Consider the following 20814-nt stretch of genomic DNA (forward strand, 5'->3'; position numbering starts at 1 on the left):
GTTTTAAGCCGGCAGGCGGAGGTGGCTGCCTGTCGGTTTTTTTCAGTCTGACTGATGCAATGCAAGACCGCCTTCGGGCACGAATAATAAAAAAATAATGAAGGTTAGCCTATGTGGTTATTTCTACTGAGACGATGCGGATTAGCGGTGCTGATCGTGATGTTAGCCGTCAGTGCGCTGTATCTGATGATTCACGCGATCCCCGGTGATCCTGCCAGCATCATTCTTGGCCCCCGGGCCACCGATGAAATGAAAGCGGCGCTCTATATCAAAATGGGGCTGGACCAGCCGGTTTATATGCAGTTAGCCAGTTTCTTCGGGAATATTTTTCAGGGAGATCTGGGCTATGACGTATTCAGCCAGCGTGATGTAACCGATATCGTGCTGGAACAGTTGCCCTGGACGCTGGCACTGATTTTCGCCTCGGTATTCTGGGCGGCGCTGGTGGGCATTCCACTGGGTTGTTATTCCGCGCTGCATGCCAACACCTGGTTCGACACCCTGACCGGCATTGTTTCGGTCGGCACCATTGCTATTCCATCCTTTGTGGTAGCGATTTACAGCCTGCTGGTGTTCTCGGTCAGCCTGCAGTGGTTGCCTGCCATTGGCGCCGGCGAACAGGGTAATCTGCTTAGCCAGCTCGAGCACCTGATTCTGCCGGCATTTGCGGTTGGTTTAGGCTGGGTGGGTTATATCTCCCGGCTGGTACGGGCCTCCATGCTGGAAGTGATGGGCAGCAATCATATCCGTACTGCAAAAGCCTTTGGTTTACCTTCTCGCTGGATCACGTTCCGCTACGCGCTGCGGCTGGCAATTTTACCCACGGTCACCCTGCTGGGCGTAGGCATCGGTTATCTGCTGTCTGCTTCATTGTTTGCGGAAATCGTTTTTGCCCGTCCGGGCATCGGTAAGCTGATTTTTGATGCCGTTAGCACCCGTAATTATCCGGTTGTGATGGGGTCAGTGCTGGTAACCACCGGCCTGTTTGTAATAGCCACTACGCTGGCTGACTTTGTTAATGCGCTGTTAGATCCGCGTATTCGTGCTGGCCGCTAGGAGGTTATATGAATCAGCTTACTCAAACCGGCGAGAAACAAACGTCTGATGCGGCCACTGCGCCGCTGAATGAAAACAGCACTGTAAAAGTACTGCTGGACACTTTGCGCCGGCTGGCAAAACAGCCGCTGGGTTTACTCGGCCTGATTCTGGTCAGCAGTGTGATATTAAGCGCACTGTTTGCCAGCGTAATTGCGCCTTATGATCCGGTCGCACTGGACATTCTTAACCGCCTGCAACCGCCCAGTGCTGAACACTGGCTGGGTACTGACCAGCTTGGCCGGGATACCTTTTCACGGGTGCTCTACGGCGGGCAGATTGCTCTTCAGGTGGCGCTTTCATCCATCGCACTGGCGTTAGGATTTGGTCTTATTCTTGGCCTGCTGGCAGGTTTTGGTCCGCGCTGGCTGGATAACATTATCCTGACGCTGTTTGATATGGTGCGCTCTTTCCCGACCATTATCTTCGCACTGGCGGTAGTGACCCTGACCGGACCAAGCATCAGTACCATTGTGCTGGTGGTTGTGGTGACCTCTATTCCGATTTACGGGCGGGTGGTACGTACCCAGACCCAGGCGCTGGCACAGCAGGAATTTATTCTTGCCGAGCGGGCCATGAACGCCAGCATGCCACGGATTCTGTTCCGACATATGCTGCCGAACGTTATTGGCCAGTTACTGATTCTGGCGAGCATGGACATTCCGATCGTCATTACCATTGAAGCGGGGCTGAGCTTTCTGGGGCTGGGCATTCAGCCGCCAACGCCAAGCTGGGGATCGATCATTAATGATGGCTATTCCTTCATCCGTAATACTCCCTGGCCGATCATTGCCGGTGGTATACCGCTGATCATAACGACTCTGGGTTTCACCTTTCTGGGTGAATCACTGCGGGATATTTTTGATCCGAAATTACGGAAGGATGTATAGCCATGACAAATAATATGACGAATGAAACCGGTCAGGCTGTGCAGGATAATATCATCACGGTGAATAACCTGAGTGTGCAGTTTGAAGTGGCCGGCGGGCTGGTTTCCGGCCTGAAAGATGTCAGCGTGACTGTACCCCGCGGGCAGATTGTTGGCGTGGTTGGCGAGAGTGGCAGCGGTAAATCCACCCTGATTTATACCCTTACCCAACTGATGGCTGACAACGCAATTGTTGCCTCCGGCACTGCCGAGATGGACGGTGCGGATTTACTGAAAAAATCCCCCCGGGAAATGCAGGCACTGCTGGGTGACGACATTGCAATGATCTTTCAGGATCCGATGACCACCCTGAATCCGGTGTTCAGCATTGAAAAGCAGATGACTGACATTCAGTACCGGCAGGACCTTCCCTATCAGGAGAAACGTCAGCGGGCGATAGACGCACTGGACCGGGTGGGCATTCCGAATCCGGAATTACGCTTACCCCGGTACCCCCATGAATTTTCCGGTGGGCAGCTCCAGCGGATTTCTATTGCCATGGCGCTGATGGCCAGACCAAAAGTGCTGATTGCGGATGAACCGACCACTGCGCTGGATGCCAGCCTGGAGGTGCAGATCATCGAACTGCTTAAAGAGCTGCAGGCTGAAATTGGCTGTTCCATGATATTTGTGTCCCACCACCTGGGCGTAGTGGGCACCCTGTGTGACTACACCGTGGTGATGTACCACGGCGATGTGGTGGAGCAGGGGCCAACGCGGGAGGTATTTAACCGGCCACAGCACAGTTACACCCAGCGTTTACTGGCCTGTGATCCGGCGCGGATCAAAGAACGCAGTAAGCGGTTGCCAACAATGAACTCTGATGGCCTGGGGCAGATTGAAATTCCTGCCGGCAGCTATCTGGCCAGTCAGTTGGAACAGGCCGGGCCGGATACAGGCGCCGGTAAGCAGGATCAGCCTTTGCTGAACATTGATGCGCTGCGCATACGCTTTCCGATGCAGGGTAAATTAGCAGCGTTACTCAGTGGCAATAAAGACCCTTACCTGCATGCGGTGAAAGGGGTAAGCCTGACGCTGGACCGGGGCGAAACGCTGGCGATTGTCGGGGAAAGTGGCAGCGGAAAAACCACCGTTGCGCAGGCGATTCTGGGGCTGAACCAGCCGTGGTCCGGTGCGATTCATTTTCAGGGGCGGGACTTGCTGAGCCTGTCGGCCCGTGAGCGGGGTAAAACCCGGCGGGACATCGCCATGATGTTTCAGGACCCGATCAGCTCCCTGAGTCCGCGGATGAAAATCTCGGATCTGATCACCGAGCCTCTGGTGATTCACGGCCTGCCGTTCGATTCCAGAGAACAGGAAGCCCGGCGTCTGCTGCAGATTGTTGGTTTGCCGCTGCACTTTGCCGACCGTTATCCGCATCAGTTAAGCGGCGGACAGGCACGGCGTGTCGGTGTCGCACGGGCGCTGGCGCAGTCGCCCAAGCTGATCGTTGCGGATGAGCCGACTGCTGGTCTGGATGTGTCTGTGCAGGGGGAGATCCTCAACTTGCTGAATCAGTTACAGGAAGATCTGGGCATCGCCATTCTGATCATTACTCATAACCTGAATATTGTCCGCCATGTGGCCGACCGTACCCTGATTATGAATATGGGCGATATCGTCGAACAGGGTGATACAGACACCATCTTTGCCGACCCGCAACATGCCTACACCCGGCAGTTGCTGGAAGCCAACATACACCCTGATCCTGTTTAACGTGCTGCCCGCCGGGGACTTATCTGTTTCACCGGCGGGCTGTGTTTAGCGTTATATACCGAGAATACTTTTATGTCTGAAACGACCAAAATTTTTGTGGCGCGTAACATTTTGACGCTTAATCCTGACTGCCCACAAGCCACACATGTGGCCGTCAGAGACGGCAAAATACTGGCTGTTGGCACCGGGCAGGATATGTCCGGCTGGGATTTGCCCATTGATGACCGGTTCGCAGATAAAGTGCTGATGCCGGGGTTTGTAGAAGCACACGGTCATGCTATCAGTGGTGAGAGCTGGCGCTTTACCTATTTAGGATTTGATGATCAGTATGATCCGCAGGGGCAGTGCTGGCCCGGCGTTGAAAACCAGCAACAGGCACAGGCACGGTTACAGGCTGCTGAAGCTCTGCTGACTGATCCGCAGACGCCACTGATCGCCTGGCATTATGATCCCATCTTTTGGGAGGATCAGGATCGGCTGCTGGACCGCCGGGCGCTGGATAAGGTATCGCAGACCCGACCCGTTATGGTGATGCATGCCAGCGGGCACGTGATTAACGTTAATTCTGCTTTGCTGGCCATGGCCAGTCTGGATGAAAGCCTTGATATTGAAGGCCTGATGAAAGATTCCGCAGGGCGCTTAACTGGCGAATTGCGGGATCTGGCTACCCAGTTTGCCGTCTTGCGGGTGGTGGGCAACCCGCTAATTGGCGAAGTGGATCTGGATATTCTGCATCAGTATGCGCGGCTGGCAACGAATGTAGGGGTTACCACTGCCACCGAACTCTATGCCTCACTGGATGATGAATCACTGCAAAGTTACCGGGACGCGGCAGCCAGTGACAGTATCCCGTTGCGCTTTTATGCGGCGCAGAATGCCGAAACCCTCAGCATCGAACAGGGCATTGAGCGGCTGCAGCTTGCGCAGCGATCCTGTAATGACAAACTGCATCTGGGCAGCTGCAAGCTGATTGTGGATGGCTCTATACAGAGTTTTACAGCCCGGCTGGAATGGCCCGGCTATCATAATCAGGCGGCAAACGGTGCCTGGAAACAACCGCCGCAACTGATGGCGCAGATGATCCGTGAATATCATCAGGCGGGGATTCAGCTACACATACACGTGAACGGTGATCAGGCCACTGAGCTGGTGTTGGATATATTGGAAGATGTATTGGCAGATTCTCCCCGGGCAGATCACCGCCATACCCTGCAACATTGCCAGATGGCCACTGAAGCGCAGTACCGGCGTATGGGCAGGCTGGGGTTGTGCGTCAATCTGTTTTCTAACCATATTTATTACTGGGGGGATCAGCACAGTACGCTAACAGTGGGGCCTGTCCGGGCTAAACGGATGAATGCCGCCGCCAGTGCTTTGCGGCACGGTGTGCCACTGGCGATTCATTCCGACGCGCCAGTGACGCCGCTGAACCCGTTATTCAGTGCCTGGTGTGCCGTCAACCGGACCACTCGTAGCGGAACTGTGCTTGGTGAAGCGCAGAAAATTACCGTGCCACAGGCCCTGCATGCGCTGACCTTAGGCGCGGCCTATACCCTGAAAATGGATCATCTGGTGGGCAGTATTGAAGTGGGCAAATTTGCAGATTTTGCCGTGCTGGATGATGATCCGCTTAACGTGCCTGAGCAACAGATAAAAGATATTAATGTGTGGGGGACCGTCTTAGCCGGTGTGCCACACAGGGCTGCGCAGGGGGTGGCCAGTGGTGACTGAAACCCGGTCTGCACAGCCTGATCGCAAGGTACCCTTTACGGTGATCGGCGGATTTCTGGGGGCGGGCAAAACCAGCCTGGTAAACCATTTATTAGCCAGTGCAGAACAACGTTATGCCGTACTGGTAAATGACTTCGGCGCACTGAACATTGACGCCGGGCTGATTCGTGAACATCAGGGGGATACCATCGCCCTGGCCAATGGCTGCATTTGTTGCAGTCTGGCGGCAGGGTTCAGTAAAGGGCTGGGGCAGGTGCTGGATAATCTGCAAAGCTTTGACCACATCATCGTTGAAGCCAGCGGTATTGCTGACCCCGGCAGGATCCAGGATATCGCCCGTATTGAACCCCGGCTTGAGACCCGGGGGAATCCGGTGATGCTGGACGCCCGGCAATTGCTGCAGCAGGCGCAGGATCCGCACATTGGCAGCCTGATTCATCAGCAAATCGCTGCTGCTGATCTGCTTATCGTTAATAAACATAACCTGTTAACTGCGACAGATAGCCGGGCTCTGACCCATTTTCTGGAACAGCTCAGTGATGCCTCCTTGCTCTATACAGACTGGGGCAGGGTGGACCCGGCAGATTTACTGGCGCTGCCTGCGCGCCCGCGAAAGTTCCGGCCCTTGTTGGCTGAAGCGACCAATCATGGCCTGTACAGTGAAATTCTGACAGCTGAAATGCCGCTTCAGTATGACCGGTTTCATACATGGGCTGAAGGTTTGTCTGCTGACATTCTGCGGGGCAAAGGGCTGGTTCACTTTACCGATAAACCGGGTACATGGTTATGGCAAAAAGTCGGAGATCAGGTACGGCTGACGGACTATAGCTATGAAGATTCTGTCACCGGGTGTGAGCTGTTGCTGATCAGTAAACGTAAAGAAAGCCTGCCGACCTGCTTTTAATTCAACGGGTTATTCACTTAACAGGCGGGTAAAACCGGCTAAACCCCGGTATCCCACTTCTGGACCATAGGCTTTTATGAAACTGGCTGTAAAATGAACGGCATGTTTAACGGTTTACTGTATCAGTTTTGCCGGTTGGTCCGGAACATCAGTTGAGTGAGGAAGCTTTATGGGATATCCAGTTTATAACGACGTGACAGAGATAGTGAAAGCCTGCCCGGAATATGCGGCGCAGAATGACTATCATGCTATGTACTCCAGTGTTTTTTCAGGGATCGTGACCGACCCTAAACTGATGACTGTACCGGTTGATGACCACCTGGTTCACCGGGGCGACGGTGTATTTGAAGCCTTCAAAATGGTTGACGGTAAAGTCTTCCTGCTGGATGAACACCTGGCGCGTCTGGAACGTTCTGCCGGTGATATCTTCCTGGATCTGTGCCACACCAAAGAAGAAATGATCGCGATCTGTAAGCAACTGGCAGAAGTGAGCGGCCTGAAAGATATCCTGTTCCGTTTGTATGCGTCCCGCGGGCCGGGTGGCTTTACGCCAAACCCGTATGCCTCTGTTGGCCCACAGTTATATCTGATTGCTTCAGCACTGCGTAACCCGGCACCGGAACTGTACGAAAACGGCGCAAAAATCGGTTTCAGCCAGGTCGCGATTAAGAGCGGTGGCTTAGCCAAGGTTAAAACCTGTAACTACATCTCTAACGTGCTGATGGCTAAAGAAGCGGTCGACCAGAAACTGAACTTCGTTGTGAACGTGACGGAAGATGGCTTCCTGGGTGAAGGCCCGACGGAGAACATCGTTTACCTGAACGATGCCAATGAACTGATCTACTCAAGCTTTGAACATACGCTGCGCGGTACCACACTGCTGCGTTTGCATGAGCTTTCCGGCGAGCTGCAGGCACAGGGCCTGATTACCGGCATGAAAGAAGCCAAGCAAAGCGCTGAAGAGCTGTATAAGGCGAAAGAAGTGTTCATGATCGGCACCACGCTGGACGCTCTGCCGGTTGTTGAAGTGGGCGGCCAGACCGTGGGTGACGGCAAGCCTGGCCCGGTGGCTAAGCTGGCCCGCGAACTGCTGAAAAAAGACCAGCAGGAAAACGGTACGGTGCTGTAAGCCGGCGACTGTCAGCAAGATAAAAAGCTTGAAAAGCCGCTCCCCGGAGCGGTTTTTTTATGCCTGTATTTTGCCTGAGACATCAGGGAAACATAGCCGGAGCGATTCGCTTAAACCTCTGGCCCGGTGCGTTTTTTGGGGCTTTGGTGGTTCATTAAATAAGGGGCTCCTGCAGGCCGGTTTTCATCTGCGAGCGGGCGACAGGCTGTCAACGGTTTGCGGAGCAGCCTGATAAAAGCGACTACACTGATGCAAAGGACACGGACATCCGTCGTCCGCGCGGGCGGCTAATGGATTGGGAGAGAAACAATGAAACCCGTCATTTTATGCGTGTCTTTGCTTATGGCTTTTTACGCCAGCAGCGCGCAAATCATTACTTATGATACCCGGTATAAAGGTCTGCAGGTGGGTAAGGCCACAATCGCGGATGTTATTTCAGTGTTAGGTTCGCCCCATGGGAAAAAGGCCAACAGTAATAATGTCAGGTATTATTTTGACGGTGTACACGTCACTATTCAGGACAGTACCGGCCGGATAAACACCATTATTATTTATGACCGTATGTATGTGGACGCGAACGGAATACGGGTTGGCGAATTTAAACGGGACGTTGAATATGTGCTGAAGAAACGGATCCAGGCCCCTGCGGTGTCTGATCTTAAAAACGGTATTATCTACTGGTTTAAAGGTGGCCGGGTTTCGAGCATCGTACTGGCTTATCAGGCACTGTCGAGGAATGGCAGGCCCTCAGGGGGCGCTGAAGTTGAGTATTTATAAAGGCCGTTTTCCAGCGTTGTTATCAGTACAGGGAGTCTTGTTTGGAGGAGTTATTCGGTTTTGTTTTCAGGTTGATTGTTCAGGGTGTTGTCTGGCTTTTAGTCGAGTGTCTGTTTTGGGGAATTTGTTATTACACCGGCTGGGTTGTCTGTAAGGTCTGTACGTTAGGTAAATATCCGACACAACCCCTGTCCCTGAAAGGGATGGTAAACAGCTATCCATCAGCCAGAAACCGGTTATCTCTGATCGGGCTGATGTTCCTTGTATTACTGATCGTTGTGTTATTGGTTCTGAATTAAACCACCTGACGGTAAGGCACTTTCCCTGTAAGCGAAGCCGGCAGGCTTTTTATCCCGCCAGAAATTCCGACAGCATCACCGCTGATTATTCAGTTTCCTGTTCAGTTTCGTCGGGCTGAATCTCTGCATCTGAATCCATTCCGGGTTTTTTACGTTTGGCATTCTCGCGCAGGATGTTGACGTGCCCGGGAGCACTGATGCCCAGAAAGGTTTTTTCATTTGAGGTTATATTGAGGACCTTAATGGTGGTCTCGCCGTTGATGACAATTGCCTGTTTTCTGCTCAGTGTAAATTCCACCATGATCACGCTCCCTGTGATGTCTGTATACAGGCATGATGGCGTGGCAGGCAGGGGATAGCAAGGCTTTAGATGTATCTGTTTGGGGTATGGTAAACCAGAGGTGAATAATCATTTTTTGATGTAATTGTCTGTAATGTATTGAAAATTAGTCAGAATAATGTGTTTTAAAAGGATATCTCGCTCAGGAGTATAAATGGGAAAGCGACAGTGTTTTAAATAAAAAAGCACGCGCTTGAATGCTATGTGTTGCTACTGCGTGTTACTGATTTCCCGTACAGGAAAGCCTGTTGAGCAGGCAGAGGGTTGGCTGGTGATTCCGTTGCAAGCGTGGCAGGGATAGGGTGATATCCCTGCAGGTCCGTCGTGCGCTAGCCGGCTTTGGGTGCGCGTAAACGCCAGTAGCCTTTGGTGTGATTATGTTTTCCCTGAATATTTCGGACATTCCGTAAATGGTGGCGAACCGCTTTCGCGGCGTCGGCTTCCATGGCTGCCCATACCGTTTCAAAACGGCTCAGCCTGGCGATGATTTTTAACACTTCTTCCGCCTGATGGTGCGCCGGACAGATGATCTGATGAAGCTGTGCGTCAGCCGGTAGCCGGACGTCACTGAAGTAATTTTGTTCGTCCGGCAGGGTGCTGAGGGTGATGACATAAGGGGGCACAGGGTTATGCCAGTGCTCCAGAATGGCCGCCAGTGCCGGAAAGGCGGTTTCATCCGCAATCAGCAGCGCCTGCCCGGTGGCCAGATGCGGGTGCTTATCGGCGGATTCAGAGCGGGTCATTACAATATCGCCGGTATTCAGGCTGCCGGACCAAAGGCTGCCGGGGCTGTCACCATGGGTGAAGATATCGATCTGGCCGTAATGTACCGTGGCGGTGTCTTCTGGGGTTTGCCAGGCTTTTCGTAATGTGTACAGGCGTACGTTTTTGTTGATGCTTGTGAGCATCTTTTGCCGGCGGTTACTGGATAAGCGTTTCATCAGCCAGATAAAAAACCGGTTGCCCGCCTGCTGTAGCCAGCGGATATTGCCCGGTTCAGATGCCTGTTTGGGGGCGCTTTTAATGGTTTTCAGCATAAAGCCAAAGGCGTATCCCGGGTAATATTCCGGAAAGGGTGTCGCAGAACGGACCGTCAGCCGGGTGAAGTTTGGCGTCAGCTGTGTGGTCGCTGTGACTTCAAAAAAGCGTTTACGTGAACCGCTCAGGCTGCCCCCCTGTTTAACGATGGCAGCATAGGCGGAATAGAGAATTTTTTCTTCCAGATCGCCCTCTATCTCAAAGGGGATGAAAGCATCATAGGCATTTTGATTGCCTTGCGGGGTGATGCAAACCTGAATACCTTCCTGATAGATATCAGTTATTCCGGCTGAATGAACCTGCCGGTCAGGCGAGTGCGCGTTGGCGATTGTCAGCAACTCTTCGGAATGATCCTGATTCACGTGATCAATGATATCTGTCTTGTGATCATGGTCCTGAATGGGTGTACGCATGGCTGTTTGTCTTAGTTTTAAGGGTTATGTTGGATAAGCCGTTCAGCGTCTGATCCGGCGGTATTGCTTGCAGGGCTGAGGCTGGCCCCTGATTGGCGTCTGAAAATACAATGCGCACTCAGCGCGGCAGCGTAGGTAAGGATCACACTGGCAATGGCGACGCTGCTGTAGCCCCAGTGATCGGCCAGATTCATACTCAGCGCTGAATAAATGAATCCCATGAGAGAGACCAGGCTGAACTGCAGGGTAAACACAGTGGCTTTGTTATGGGTGAGCGCTGCTTTATCCATGATGATGGTTGCGAGGATGACCAGTATTGCCGGGAACGCCAGATAGTAGGCGGTGATTGCCATATAGACCGTCAGTTTGTCGACAGACCCTAAGGTCACCGGCACCAAAAATATCAGCCCGCAGGCCTGTATGAAGGTGATGGTAAGCAGAGCGTTTGCCCGGCCCAGCGCCGTCATCAGCGGGGTGGCCAGTAATGCTGACAGGAACCCCACCACCGAACCGTAGACTTTTATGGCAAAGCCGATGTCTGCCAGTGCCCAGCCGCTGTCGACCAGCAGGGCATTGAGAATGGCTGTGCCGTTGCTGAAACCGATCGGGAAGAAGACCAATAGCAGCATCCAGATTCGGTTTTGCCTGACAAAGGTACGTATTTCCCGCCACATGCCGGGTTTCATCCGATGAGAATCTGCCGCCGTTGCTGTTGTGTCTTCCGGCTCGCGGAAACAGATAATCTGCAGCAGAGAAATCAGCGTCAGCCCTGCCAGTAAAAGCAGGGAGCCCTGCCATTGCAGCCAGGGGTAAAAAATCAGTAGCAGCCCCCCACCAATGATGTTGCCCAGCAGGTTTCCGGAAAACTGCACACTGCTGGCAAACTTACGCTGTTCGTGGTTGAACAGCTTGCAGGATAAGCCGTCTACGGAGACATCCTGAACACCGGTGGCCAGTACATACCCTGTGAATACCAGCACGACCCAGTAAAAGTGTGTCTGCAGGTTCAGGGTGCTGGTAATGATCAGTAAGGCGGTCATCGCAGTCATGGCGAGAATCAGCCAGCTGCGGTATTTGCCGTTAAAACATCCGCGGTATTTATCGATCACCGGCGCATACAGAATTTTAAATACCAGTGGCGTGGCAGCCAGATTCAGCAACGACAGTTTATCCAGTTCGACGCCCTGTTTGCGCAGAATAGAAAACGCCGCCGACATAATGAATGCGAGTGCAACGTACTGGGTAATATAAATACTGGCCAGCATTGACCAGAGCGAAAGTGTTTTTTTCATAGTGTCCGTTTAACACGCCGCTGCCGGTTGTCAGGCTGGGCTGCTGCTTACAAAGAAAGGCTTTCAGCAATGCCTTGCTGAAAGCCTTTCGGGTTGATGCTGCTGTCTGATCAGAAGTTGTATTCAATGCCGGCGGTTATGGTGCGCGGATTCTGAATGGTGGCGCTGTTACTGGTCAGGCTGGTGTTGATCAGGACCGGATCGTCATTATCAAACAGGTTGTTTACAGCCAGGTGGACCCGCAGATTTTTACGTATCCTGTAGGCGAGTTGCGTATTTGCGATGGTATAAGCGTCGATCTTGCCCCGTGCTGTATTCGTTGCATCTGAGTAATAGGCATCGGAATGTCTTACATTTGCGCTGATCTCAAAGTCAGGCAGCGGCGTGGTGACAAAGCCGAGATCCAGGCTGAACGCAGGTGCCCGTGACAGGTCATTCCCTTCAATGCTTGCGTCAGAATAGTTATTCACCTTGGTCTGCAGCAGGCCCAGATTGGCGAACACTTCGTTGCCCGGGGAGAACCTGTATTTCAGTCCGGCTTCCGCCCCGTACGTTGTGGCTTTATCTGCATTACGGATTACGGTGGAGTTAGCGCCCAGATAGAAGGGCAGCTGCATGTCTTTAAAGTCGTTATAAAAGAGGTTGGCGGTGACGTCTAACTGACCATCCAGCAGGGTGCCGCGCAGGAAAGCTTCGTAGTTCCACACATACTCTGGCTTATAGGTGTACGCCACAAAGGGAGCGCTGAAGGTAATGCCTGCGCCGCCGCCGTTGTAGCCTTTGCCTGCTGTCAGGCCGGCAGTCCAGTCGTCATGAAAATCCCAGAAAAGAGTCGCTTTAGGCAGGAACTCCCGGTAAGTTTCATTGTAATCCAGCGCCAGTGGTCCGGCGCTGCCGACCCGTTTACGCTCTTCTTCTTCGTAGCGGCCGCCTAAGGTCAGGCTGTATTCATCGCTCAGTGTCAGGTTTACTTCGCCGAACAGGGCCTTGCTGTCGGTTTCATCCCGGAATTCACCGCCGCCAAACAGGTCGATTACTTCTTTTTGTTCCGTGCTGAAAATATAGGCACCGGCAAAACCTGACAGACTGCCGTCGTCTGATTGCAGTCTGATCATTGGCTGCACGACGGTTTCGTCACCGTTAATTGTCAGGTTACCCTGGCCGGTTAACGCGTGGCGGTCGGTCTGGAAATCGGTATATGACAGGTTCAGTTCCGTGGTCAGGTTGTCTGACACTTCCCAGGTTGTATCCAGAATTCCATAGGTATTCCGTGTATGGAATGTCGGCTGGTTCGGAAATTCTGCCGTACGCTCGTCATACGGGGTGACAACATGCTCCGACTGCGGCGCCTGACCGTCGTTGCGACCCACAGTCAGTATCGAGCTGAGGGTGTCTGTGGGGGTAAAGAGTAACTTACCCCGGACTGTTTTATTCTCGTAGAGATCCGGATCATCTTCCTGCGCATAAGGCTCAAAGCTAACGGCGGTCTCTCTGGTCTGGCGGTCAGCCGCCAGACGGAAGGCCAGTACATCTTCCGCAAGGGGGCCGGAAATGGCGAATGAGGTTACCTGAGTATTCCGGCTGCCGGTAATGGCCCGGACTTTACCTTCCCATTCAAAGGTCGGATCAGCGGTATGAACGATAATCGCGCCGGCGATTGAGTTACGGCCCTGTTGGGTGCTCTGCGGACCACGGAAAACTTCGACCTGTTCGACATCCCACAGGGAAGCGGACTGAAAAACAGATTCATTAAAGCCCAGTGTACGGCCGTCAATCTGGTAGTTCAGCCGCGGGCGGGTACCGGCGAAGAATGCATTCGCGCCGGAAGCCGGCCCGGTGCCGTCCAGACCCCGCACTGTGGGGGCATCGTTGCCCGGTTCGACGGTAACAATGTTTGGGATTCTGTCCAGCAGGTCATTGGACGTCAGCATGCCGGCAGCGCTTTTCAGATCATCCTTACCGAATGCAATTACACTGGAAGCGGTATCCTGCAGGGTACGGTCTGTATGCTCTCCGGTAATGATAAGGGTGTTACCGGTTACTGGCTGTTCGTTTGCCTGAGTGTTAATGGCACCGAGCATTGCGAATGCCAGTGCGGAAACACCAACATCTGAAAACGTATACTTCATTGACTAAACCCTGTTATCTCTTGGGAGCGCGCTTTACAACAAACGCTGCGGTTGAAAGTTTATGAGAATGATTGTATTTTGCGTTGAAATCTAAACCACTCCAAAGTGGTCAGCCACCAATCCAAAACAAACATGGCAGTAAAAAGTTAAATGGAAAGCTGGTCTCAGCATCGGGAAAGATACATAGGGCGGCTAAAGGCATTTGGCTCTGACCGTGACGTCATTATCTCCAATACTTCCGGCTCCACCGTTGTGGCCCATGTGAATGTAAACGGTGTTGAAGTGGAACATGCCGACGGCCGGGGTGCAGCTCTGGCCTATACGGTGCTGTGTTTATGCACGGCGGGCGGGGGCGCAACCCTGCGTAAGAATGATCAGTGCAGCCTCAATGATGTCTGGAAACCCGGCCGTGCCGGGCTGATTCTGCCGGGCCGGGCGGCGGTGGGCTACACCCCGCAAATGCAGTCGCTGACAATCGCGTTTGATATCAGCGAAGTGCCGGCATTTGAAGGCTATAAGCTGACTGCAGATGACCTGCACAGGGTGCAGGGGCAGCTGTTTGATGACGAGCTGGTGGCTTCCGTGATGCGGGCATTACTGCATGATGCGCAGGTCAATGGTACCTTCTCCAGCTTCTTTAATCATGGTCTCTCATTAGTGATTCACCGTTTGCTGACCCTCTCGAAAGCCAGTGGCCGTGAGGCCGCCACACGCAACCTGCAGGATGATCCCCTGGCCAGCGTGCTGAACATGATAGATGAACGTTTAGATGAAGATCTCCATGTGAATGAGCTGGCAGCCTCTGTGGATATGGAACCTATTACCTTCACGCGGCTGTTCAAACGCCAGAATGGCTGTACTCCGTACCGGTATTTAACCATCCGCCGGATGGAGCGGGCCAAAGTACTGCTGAATGCGAAAGTCTCGGTGACAGAAACGTCGCTGGCGGTTGGTTACGCAAACCCTGCCAAGTTTGCCTCGGCGTTTCGGCGCAGCACCGGCGTACCGCCGTCTGAGTGGAAAAAACGCCCTGACGTCTGCGAGTTTAACGCCAGCCTGCGGCAGTCTGTTTCCTGAGTGGTTGGCTGTGAAGGGCACCTGCTGCTCAGTTCGAACAGCTACCTCTATCCTGCCTATATCAAAAACTAAAGAGTCAGGCTTACTACTCCGAAAGCTTTTTAGTTTTATGCTTTGATTGTTTGGTGATGGTTCCTCACAAGTTGATTACAACCGGTACTGAAAGTAGCCTTCAAGCGACTCATAGCGGCATACAATGGGGCCGGTTTAATTGACAGCAAAGAAAGTTACCTCCAAGATGGAAGCGTCGATAGGTTTATTCAGAGGCCGATCTTCAGAGGAAATCACAATGACTGCGTTACGAAAAGAAACATTCACAAGTTTCAGCTATTACTCTTCCCAGCAGAAGGAAAGATTAGCCGTGCGCATGAAACCGGCTAACACCAAAAAGTCTTATGAGAAAAAGCATAAAGATGAGTTGTTAGAGGCATTGAATACACGTAGCAATCATTCTGCAAAGAGGATGAAAGCAATTAGAAACTTCATTAAGAAAAATCCAATACAAAAGATGGAAAACGAGCCTCGTTCCCATTCTTCTCTTTAAGTACGAGGGAGATAGCCCGTACTTCTGCTCCAATACTGACAACTATATAAGGATATTGTTGCTTGGTTAAAAAGGATAAACCTGGGTATGGATACCATTTTGTCAGCAAAGCATATCAAGCCTTAAGAAATGAATCTTACGTACTAACGACAGAGGATCTTAAGGGAATTGTCAGCGATGACATAGATACAAGCAGAATATCTCTAGCCCCAATAAATTATCGAACGATAGCAGAAAAGACCAAAAACTGGGATTTTGATTGGCTTCGTTTATCTGAACGTTACAGAAAAATGCCAAGAAGATTTGAGCTATCGGTTTGGTATGACGATGAGCTATGTGGATTGGCATTGGGAAAGACTTCAAAGAAAAAATCCAAAACCAGGATAGATTTCATTGAAGGTGGATTAAACAACTCATTAACAGGGTATATCTTCAATATTTCTCTCACATGCGGCATGAACTATGCCGGATTAACCGGAAGAGAGTCTGTTGTTATAAATAATCCAGAAAAAAAGCTGGTTGAGTATTATACAAACCACTATCCAGAATATATGACATATCACCCAACTGGTCTTGGTGATTATAAATTTAGTCATATCAAGCTAGATTTATTAGCAATGGAAGAGGGTTACTCTGAATTAGATTGTTGAGGGTTAAGCTGTTTGGTTTTGCACTGCCAGTCCTTTACAGAGCGCTGATTACAACCGGTTTGAACTTCACCAAGGTCAGTCATCAACGCTACTGCGTCACTCTTTTCCTGTCGCTATATGATGAACGGCAAGAATATTCTTCTGCAAGAGAGTCTGGGTCATCGTGCGATTATGTGCGGTGCCTCTTTCGCATAGGATCATTTACAGGGTGGAAGAAAATTAAATTCTGTAAGTTTTTAGCTTGCTGACCGGGCCTGAAAAGTAAGGTTAAGGTCATAGCCGCAGGCATCAGCATAACGTTTAAGCGTATCAATCTTAGGTGCAACGCCACCTTTTTCTAAACGACTAATGTTACTTTTTTTAGTATGCATTACTGCCGCTACCTGCTCCTGAGTTAAGCCTGCGGCTTTACGCATTTCAAACAATTGATTGATAAGAGAAAATTCGCTTTCTAATGCATCATATTCATTACGAACATCTTCATTTTGCAGGGCGCGTTCTTTTAATGTCTGTACGTTCATGGTTACTCCTTCCCTGAGTTTCATGTGTGATCTGAGGTTAATCGTAAAGGCTTTATAATTCAAACAGGCAGTTTATTGTGAAGCGCTGGTGTTGGGACGTAATGAGGCAATGTGCCATGAGTGATGAGGGGAGGGAGGCTTAGATCTTCTGATCACTCTGAATTTTGATTCAGCCGGTAAGCTGCCATGGTTTCGCTGACCTGATAGATCGCCTGTTGATCGCTTTCTTTCAGTGAGCGGTAGTATCGGATCAGGGTTTGTTCGTCTTCAGAAAGGGCGTCGGTGGTGATTCTGTGTTTGCCGGTGAGTACGTAGATTATATCTACTCCTAACGCTGCGGCAGCTGCCAGCATATCAGCAGGGAGTTTTTGTCTGCCGCTGACTACATCCTTGAGCCTTTGTGGGCTTTTTTCACCCATTTCCCGTGATGCGGCAGCCATGGTAAAACCCTGGCTTTCCAATTCCTCACGTAATCTCAGGTGTGATATTTCTACTGGATTTGTTGACATGGTGTAATATTTATACCTATAGTTACCTTACCACACGTTACTACCACATACTTGATAAGGGATTATATCAATGGAAGCAACGAACACCACCGGAAAAAGTCATCGGGTTCAGACAGTTATCCCGGCGGCGACCTACAGACGTCTGACGCTGTTACGGGAAAAGGAAGACCGTACTGAGTCTAAAATGGCGGCGATTCTTATCGATGAAGCACTGCAGGCCCGTGCGGCAAATAGCCAGGCGCAGCGCCGTCTGCTGCAGAATTGTCAGTTGTGATTACCGTTAAATTGCCGGTCAGGTGTTGAAGCTTGCAGCCGGGCGATTCTTTCTCACTCCGGCTGGGTGACTTTCTCAGGTTTTATACCACCCGTTCCAGATAGCTGTGCTCTTCCAGCCAGTTTTTCAGGGTGCCGATGGGCATGGGTTTGGCAATAAGAAAGCCTTGCTGTATGTCGCAGTCTGCCTGCCACAGGCAACGGCTTTGTTCGCTGGTTTCAATGCCTTCTGCGACCACCTGTATGCTCTGTATATGGCAGAGATCGATCAGTGCTTTTGCCAGATGGCGGCGTTCTGTCTGGGTGATGCGCTCGACCAGTTGTTTGTCGAATTTAATGATATCTACCGGGTAGTCCACCATCTGCATCAGACTGGTGTAGCCGGTGCCGAAGTCGTCGATGGCAATTTTGAACCCCAGCAGGCGGAGTCGTTCCAGCCACTGGATGGCCTTGGAGCTTTGTTCCATGGCGAAGGTTTCGGTAATCTCAAGAATGAAGTTGCCGGGGGTGATGCTGTACTGATGACACAGGGCTTTGAGTTTATGGATGAAGTTATCGGAATGCACTTCAGCCGAGGAGATGTTAATCGATACCTGTAACGCTTCCCCCAGAATATTTTGCAGTTGTGGGTAATCCTTAAAGCTCTGTTCGATGACCCACAGGTCGATCATTTCGAAAACGCCGGTTTCTTCTGCGATAGGGATGAACACTGCCGGGGATACCGGGCCGATCTGGGGCGAGTGCCAGCGCAGCAGGGCTTCACACCCTTTGACATTGTCGGCATGATCAATCACCGGCATGTAGTTCAGGGAGAGTTCTTCATGCGGGTTAATTTCTTTCAGCAGAAATTCGATTTCTTTCAGTTGCCGATCGTTTTTGGCCAGTTCATTGGAGTAGTGGGCCAGCCGGTTTTTACCGGTATTTTTCGCCTGATACATGGCCAGGTCTGCGTTGGAAATCAGCTGGGTGATGCTGCTGCCGTCCTGTGGAAAACTGGCCAGCCCAAGGCTGGCTGTGACAGCAAAGTGCCCCCGTTCGAAGTTGAATCCGTTGGTAAACAGTTTGAGGATTTTATTGCAGATCTGGCTGGCGCTGTTGCTGTCGTATTCGGGCAGTATGATGATGAATTCATCACCGGAGAGCCGGTATACAAAGGGCATATCATCCCGTTTCAGGGCGATGGTGATCAGATGGTTAAACTTGGCTGCGATGGCTTTGAGCAGTTCATCACCGATTTCATGGCCGTATTTATCGTTAACGAATTTAAAGTTGTCGATGTCGATGTAAATAATGCTGAATTGCTGTTGGTGTTTTTCAGCATCGAGCAGCAGTTTTTCCGCAGCTTCGTGAAACCCAACCCGGTTAGGGAGCTGGGTAAGGGCGTCGATCCGGGCCTGCAGGAAGCTTTCCTGAAATGCCTGATTAAGTTTTTCGTAGAGGTCGTGGAATTTGCGGCCCAGCCGGCCCACTTCGTCTTCGGCGTAGGGGAAGTCAATGTTGTCTTTTTTGCGGGCGATAACGTCGGTGAGCTGTTCATCCAGGCGGACGATGGGGTTAGTAATATAGCGGCGTATCAGCAGCTGCAACAGGATGAATGTTATCAGTACCCCGGCGGCCATGCTGGCTAGCAGGCGTATCTGTAGCTGGCTGAGCAGAGAGGCCAGATATGTTTCAGAAGGCTGGATCAGCAAGGAGTAATTCTGTGACAGTTTTACCGTGGCGCTCAGCCCCTGCGGCGGTGTTTCCAGTGGGTTGTCGATACCGAAATAGCGCAGTTTAGCCTGATATTCTGTTTGTGTTGTTTTCAGCAGATCATCGAATTTATCCGGCCGTGCGGTGACGATGATGCGGTAAGTGCTTTCGGCTTGTAACAGGGTGGGGGTCAGCAGGGTTTTTGCATCGATGGCAGTGCCCTGGCGGATGGCTGACTGGCCGTTGTCGGAGGTTGTGTGTTCCCATTTTTTACGCAGTTTTTGATTGACCATTTCGGTGGCGATGCGGATTTGTTCTGGCCGGATGGTTGCAAAAGGGTCAGTGCTGTTTTCGATGTAGAGTTTAAGGGCATTGTTGCTGTCGAAAATACTCAGCGATGCAAAGGTTTGCCGCCCCTGCCGGCCCCGGCTGATGGCAGCCTCCAGATGGCCAGTGAGCATTTTTTCCCGGTAGACATTGTTGGTGTTGCGCAGGTAAGCGGCCAGTACGTTCCCTTCGGTTAACGATGTCAGGTAAGTATCGAGAAAGTTGTTATAGGCGTTAAAGGTAAAGCCGATCAGGCTGGCACGCTGTTCCAGGCGGTTTTTTTCAAGTGCCTGTAACGACCTTGATTCCCGTTCGTAGATTATCCAGGCGATCATTGTGTAGCTGATGATGATCACCGGCAGGATCAGTAAACTAGTGCGTTTTCCGAGATTCATAGATATTTATCACAGCGTTGGTGATGCGCAGGCGCAGTTGAACATTGTCGCGGCTCAGTTCCCGGTAGAGCTGGCTGCGGCGGATAATATCATCGGCCGGAAAGACTTCGGAATTTTGCCGGAACGCGTCACTCAGTAAAGGTTTTGCCGCGGCATTGGGTGTGGCGAAGTAGAGGTCTTCCGCACTTTGCGCCGCGATGGCCGGGCGGTTGATAAAGTCCAGAAATTCCAGTGCCAGTACCTGATTGTCTGAGCTTGTCGTAACGGCAATGCAGTCTACCCACAGGATGGTCCCTTCTTCTGGAACAACATATTTCCACTGGATTTTCGGGCCGGTTTTAAGGTTCATGCTGTACTGATCACCGCCGTAGACCATGGCCATATGTAACTGACCGGCGTTTGGGCTGTTGCCCAGATAAGTGATCGGGTATTCGTAGGTCAGGATGTGCGGGGCCTGTTGTCTGAGGGTGGCAAATGCCTGCTTCAGCTCGGCTTCGTTTTCACTGTTGAGTGAATGGCCGTTGGCAAACAGCGCGGGTGCCAGCATGTCAACGTGATCATCCATCATGCCTATATGACCTTTGAGGGCGTCATCGGGTTGTAGAAGGTCGTGCCAGGAGGTGGGCGCTGGGGTAACTTTATCGGCACGGTAAGCAATGCCCAGTGTGCCCCAGAGGTAGGGTACCGCATAGTTGCCGCAGCGTTCCCGCCAGAATGGCTCGACGTGTGCGAGGGAGGGCACATTGGCTTCGCTGACTTCAACTAACCGGCCTTCGTTGCCAAACTGCTTGCTGACAGTTTCGTCAATGACTGCCAGATCAATCAGATTGTCTGCTGAGTTTAGCAGGACGGCGTCCCGGGTTTCATCGTTATCTATCAGTACCGATTCGATGTCGTGGCCTGAGGCCTGCCACTGAGTGAGTACGTGCTCGCTGAGATAGTCATCCCAGTTCAGTAACCGCAATGTGTCTGCCTGCGCGGGCAGTGAGATTGCTAAACTGAACATGGCTGAGCGTATCTTGAGTGGCATGAATC

At 51.7% G+C, this 20814-nt stretch carries 19 protein-coding genes; 11 read left to right on the top strand and 8 right to left on the bottom strand.

The window, feature by feature from the left end; translation table 11 throughout:
- The first annotated feature begins 111 nt into the window (after positions 1-111).
- The 7 genes from PCI15_RS07715 to PCI15_RS07745 all read left to right on the top strand — a co-directional run bounded on the left by PCI15_RS07715 (position 112) and on the right by PCI15_RS07745 (position 8280).
- Positions 112-1056 carry an ABC transporter permease gene (locus PCI15_RS07715; protein ID WP_271273751.1) on the top strand — a complete coding sequence of 315 codons (945 nt, stop codon included), beginning with the start codon at positions 112-114 and terminating at the stop codon, positions 1054-1056.
- Positions 1057-1064: 8 nt separating this feature from the next.
- The gene (locus PCI15_RS07720) at positions 1065-1985 is read left to right on the top strand and encodes an ABC transporter permease (RefSeq protein ID WP_271273752.1); all 921 of its coding nucleotides are present in this window, start codon (positions 1065-1067) and stop codon (positions 1983-1985) included.
- Between the two features lie 2 nt (positions 1986-1987).
- Entirely contained in the window at positions 1988-3739 is a 1752-nt protein-coding gene (locus tag PCI15_RS07725) for a dipeptide ABC transporter ATP-binding protein (RefSeq protein WP_271273753.1), read from the top strand.
- A gap of 72 nt (positions 3740-3811) precedes the next feature.
- Entirely contained in the window at positions 3812-5470 is a 1659-nt protein-coding gene (locus tag PCI15_RS07730; protein WP_271273754.1) for an amidohydrolase, read from the top strand.
- A complete protein-coding gene (locus PCI15_RS07735; RefSeq protein WP_271273755.1) occupies positions 5460-6374 on the top strand; it encodes a CobW family GTP-binding protein in 915 nt (304 codons plus the stop codon). Before PCI15_RS07730 ends, PCI15_RS07735 begins: the two co-directional genes overlap by 11 nt.
- Positions 6375-6543: 169 nt before the next feature.
- Positions 6544-7503 (top strand): aminotransferase class IV, encoded by a 960-nt coding sequence (locus PCI15_RS07740; protein WP_271273756.1) that lies wholly within the window; start codon positions 6544-6546, stop codon positions 7501-7503.
- A 309-nt stretch (positions 7504-7812) separates the two neighbouring features.
- Positions 7813-8280, top strand: a complete 468-nt coding sequence (locus PCI15_RS07745) for a hypothetical protein (RefSeq protein WP_271273757.1) — start codon at positions 7813-7815, stop codon at positions 8278-8280.
- A gap of 384 nt (positions 8281-8664) precedes the next feature.
- Here PCI15_RS07745 and PCI15_RS07750 read toward each other — a convergent pair whose 3' ends face one another.
- The 4 genes from PCI15_RS07750 to PCI15_RS07765 all read right to left on the bottom strand — a co-directional run bounded on the left by PCI15_RS07750 (position 8665) and on the right by PCI15_RS07765 (position 13791).
- On the bottom strand, positions 8665-8880 hold the full coding sequence (locus PCI15_RS07750) for a carbon storage regulator (RefSeq protein ID WP_271273758.1): 216 nt from the start codon (positions 8878-8880) through the stop codon (positions 8665-8667).
- Positions 8881-9248: 368 nt separating this feature from the next.
- A complete protein-coding gene (locus tag PCI15_RS07755) occupies positions 9249-10370 on the bottom strand; it encodes a siderophore-interacting protein (protein WP_271273759.1) in 1122 nt (373 codons plus the stop codon).
- Positions 10371-10387: 17 nt separating this feature from the next.
- Complete coding sequence (locus PCI15_RS07760; RefSeq protein ID WP_271273760.1) at positions 10388-11662, bottom strand: MFS transporter; 1275 nt, start codon at positions 11660-11662, stop codon at positions 10388-10390.
- A gap of 110 nt (positions 11663-11772) precedes the next feature.
- Entirely contained in the window at positions 11773-13791 is a 2019-nt protein-coding gene (locus PCI15_RS07765; protein ID WP_271273761.1) for a TonB-dependent receptor, read from the bottom strand.
- A 150-nt stretch (positions 13792-13941) separates the two neighbouring features.
- Here PCI15_RS07765 and PCI15_RS07770 point away from each other — a divergent pair, with 150 nt between their 5' ends.
- The 3 genes from PCI15_RS07770 to PCI15_RS07780 all read left to right on the top strand — a co-directional run bounded on the left by PCI15_RS07770 (position 13942) and on the right by PCI15_RS07780 (position 16062).
- Positions 13942-14868: a helix-turn-helix domain-containing protein gene (locus tag PCI15_RS07770; RefSeq protein ID WP_271273762.1), complete on the top strand. Its 927-nt coding sequence runs from the start codon at positions 13942-13944 to the stop codon at positions 14866-14868.
- Positions 14869-15157: 289 nt separating this feature from the next.
- Positions 15158-15412 (top strand): hypothetical protein, encoded by a 255-nt coding sequence (locus PCI15_RS07775; protein ID WP_271273763.1) that lies wholly within the window; start codon positions 15158-15160, stop codon positions 15410-15412.
- A gap of 62 nt (positions 15413-15474) precedes the next feature.
- Positions 15475-16062 (top strand): hypothetical protein, encoded by a 588-nt coding sequence (locus PCI15_RS07780; protein WP_271273764.1) that lies wholly within the window; start codon positions 15475-15477, stop codon positions 16060-16062.
- A gap of 236 nt (positions 16063-16298) precedes the next feature.
- On the opposite strand, the gene PCI15_RS07785 is transcribed toward PCI15_RS07780, so the two are convergent.
- Both PCI15_RS07785 and PCI15_RS07790 read right to left on the bottom strand, forming a co-directional pair.
- Positions 16299-16583 (bottom strand): helix-turn-helix domain-containing protein, encoded by a 285-nt coding sequence (locus PCI15_RS07785; protein ID WP_271273765.1) that lies wholly within the window; start codon positions 16581-16583, stop codon positions 16299-16301.
- Between the two features lie 152 nt (positions 16584-16735).
- The gene (locus PCI15_RS07790) at positions 16736-17023 is read right to left on the bottom strand and encodes a hypothetical protein (RefSeq protein WP_271273766.1); all 288 of its coding nucleotides are present in this window, start codon (positions 17021-17023) and stop codon (positions 16736-16738) included.
- 139 nt (positions 17024-17162) lie between these two features.
- On the opposite strand from PCI15_RS07790, the gene PCI15_RS07795 reads away from it, so the two are divergent.
- Positions 17163-17366, top strand: coding sequence for a ribbon-helix-helix domain-containing protein (locus tag PCI15_RS07795; RefSeq protein ID WP_271273767.1), 204 nt, complete (start codon positions 17163-17165; stop codon positions 17364-17366).
- An 82-nt stretch (positions 17367-17448) separates the two neighbouring features.
- Here the strand turns inward: PCI15_RS07795 and PCI15_RS07800 are convergent, their stop codons facing one another.
- The gene (locus PCI15_RS07800) at positions 17449-19779 is read right to left on the bottom strand and encodes a putative bifunctional diguanylate cyclase/phosphodiesterase (RefSeq protein WP_271273768.1); all 2331 of its coding nucleotides are present in this window, start codon (positions 19777-19779) and stop codon (positions 17449-17451) included.
- Positions 19757-20809, bottom strand: a complete 1053-nt coding sequence (locus PCI15_RS07805; protein WP_271273769.1) for a polyamine ABC transporter substrate-binding protein — start codon at positions 20807-20809, stop codon at positions 19757-19759. Before PCI15_RS07805 ends, PCI15_RS07800 begins: the two co-directional genes overlap by 23 nt.
- Positions 20810-20814: the final 5 nt, after the last annotated feature.

It is taken from the genome of Aliamphritea hakodatensis (assembly GCF_024347195.1).
GTDB lineage: Bacteria > Pseudomonadota > Gammaproteobacteria > Pseudomonadales > Balneatricaceae > Amphritea > Amphritea hakodatensis.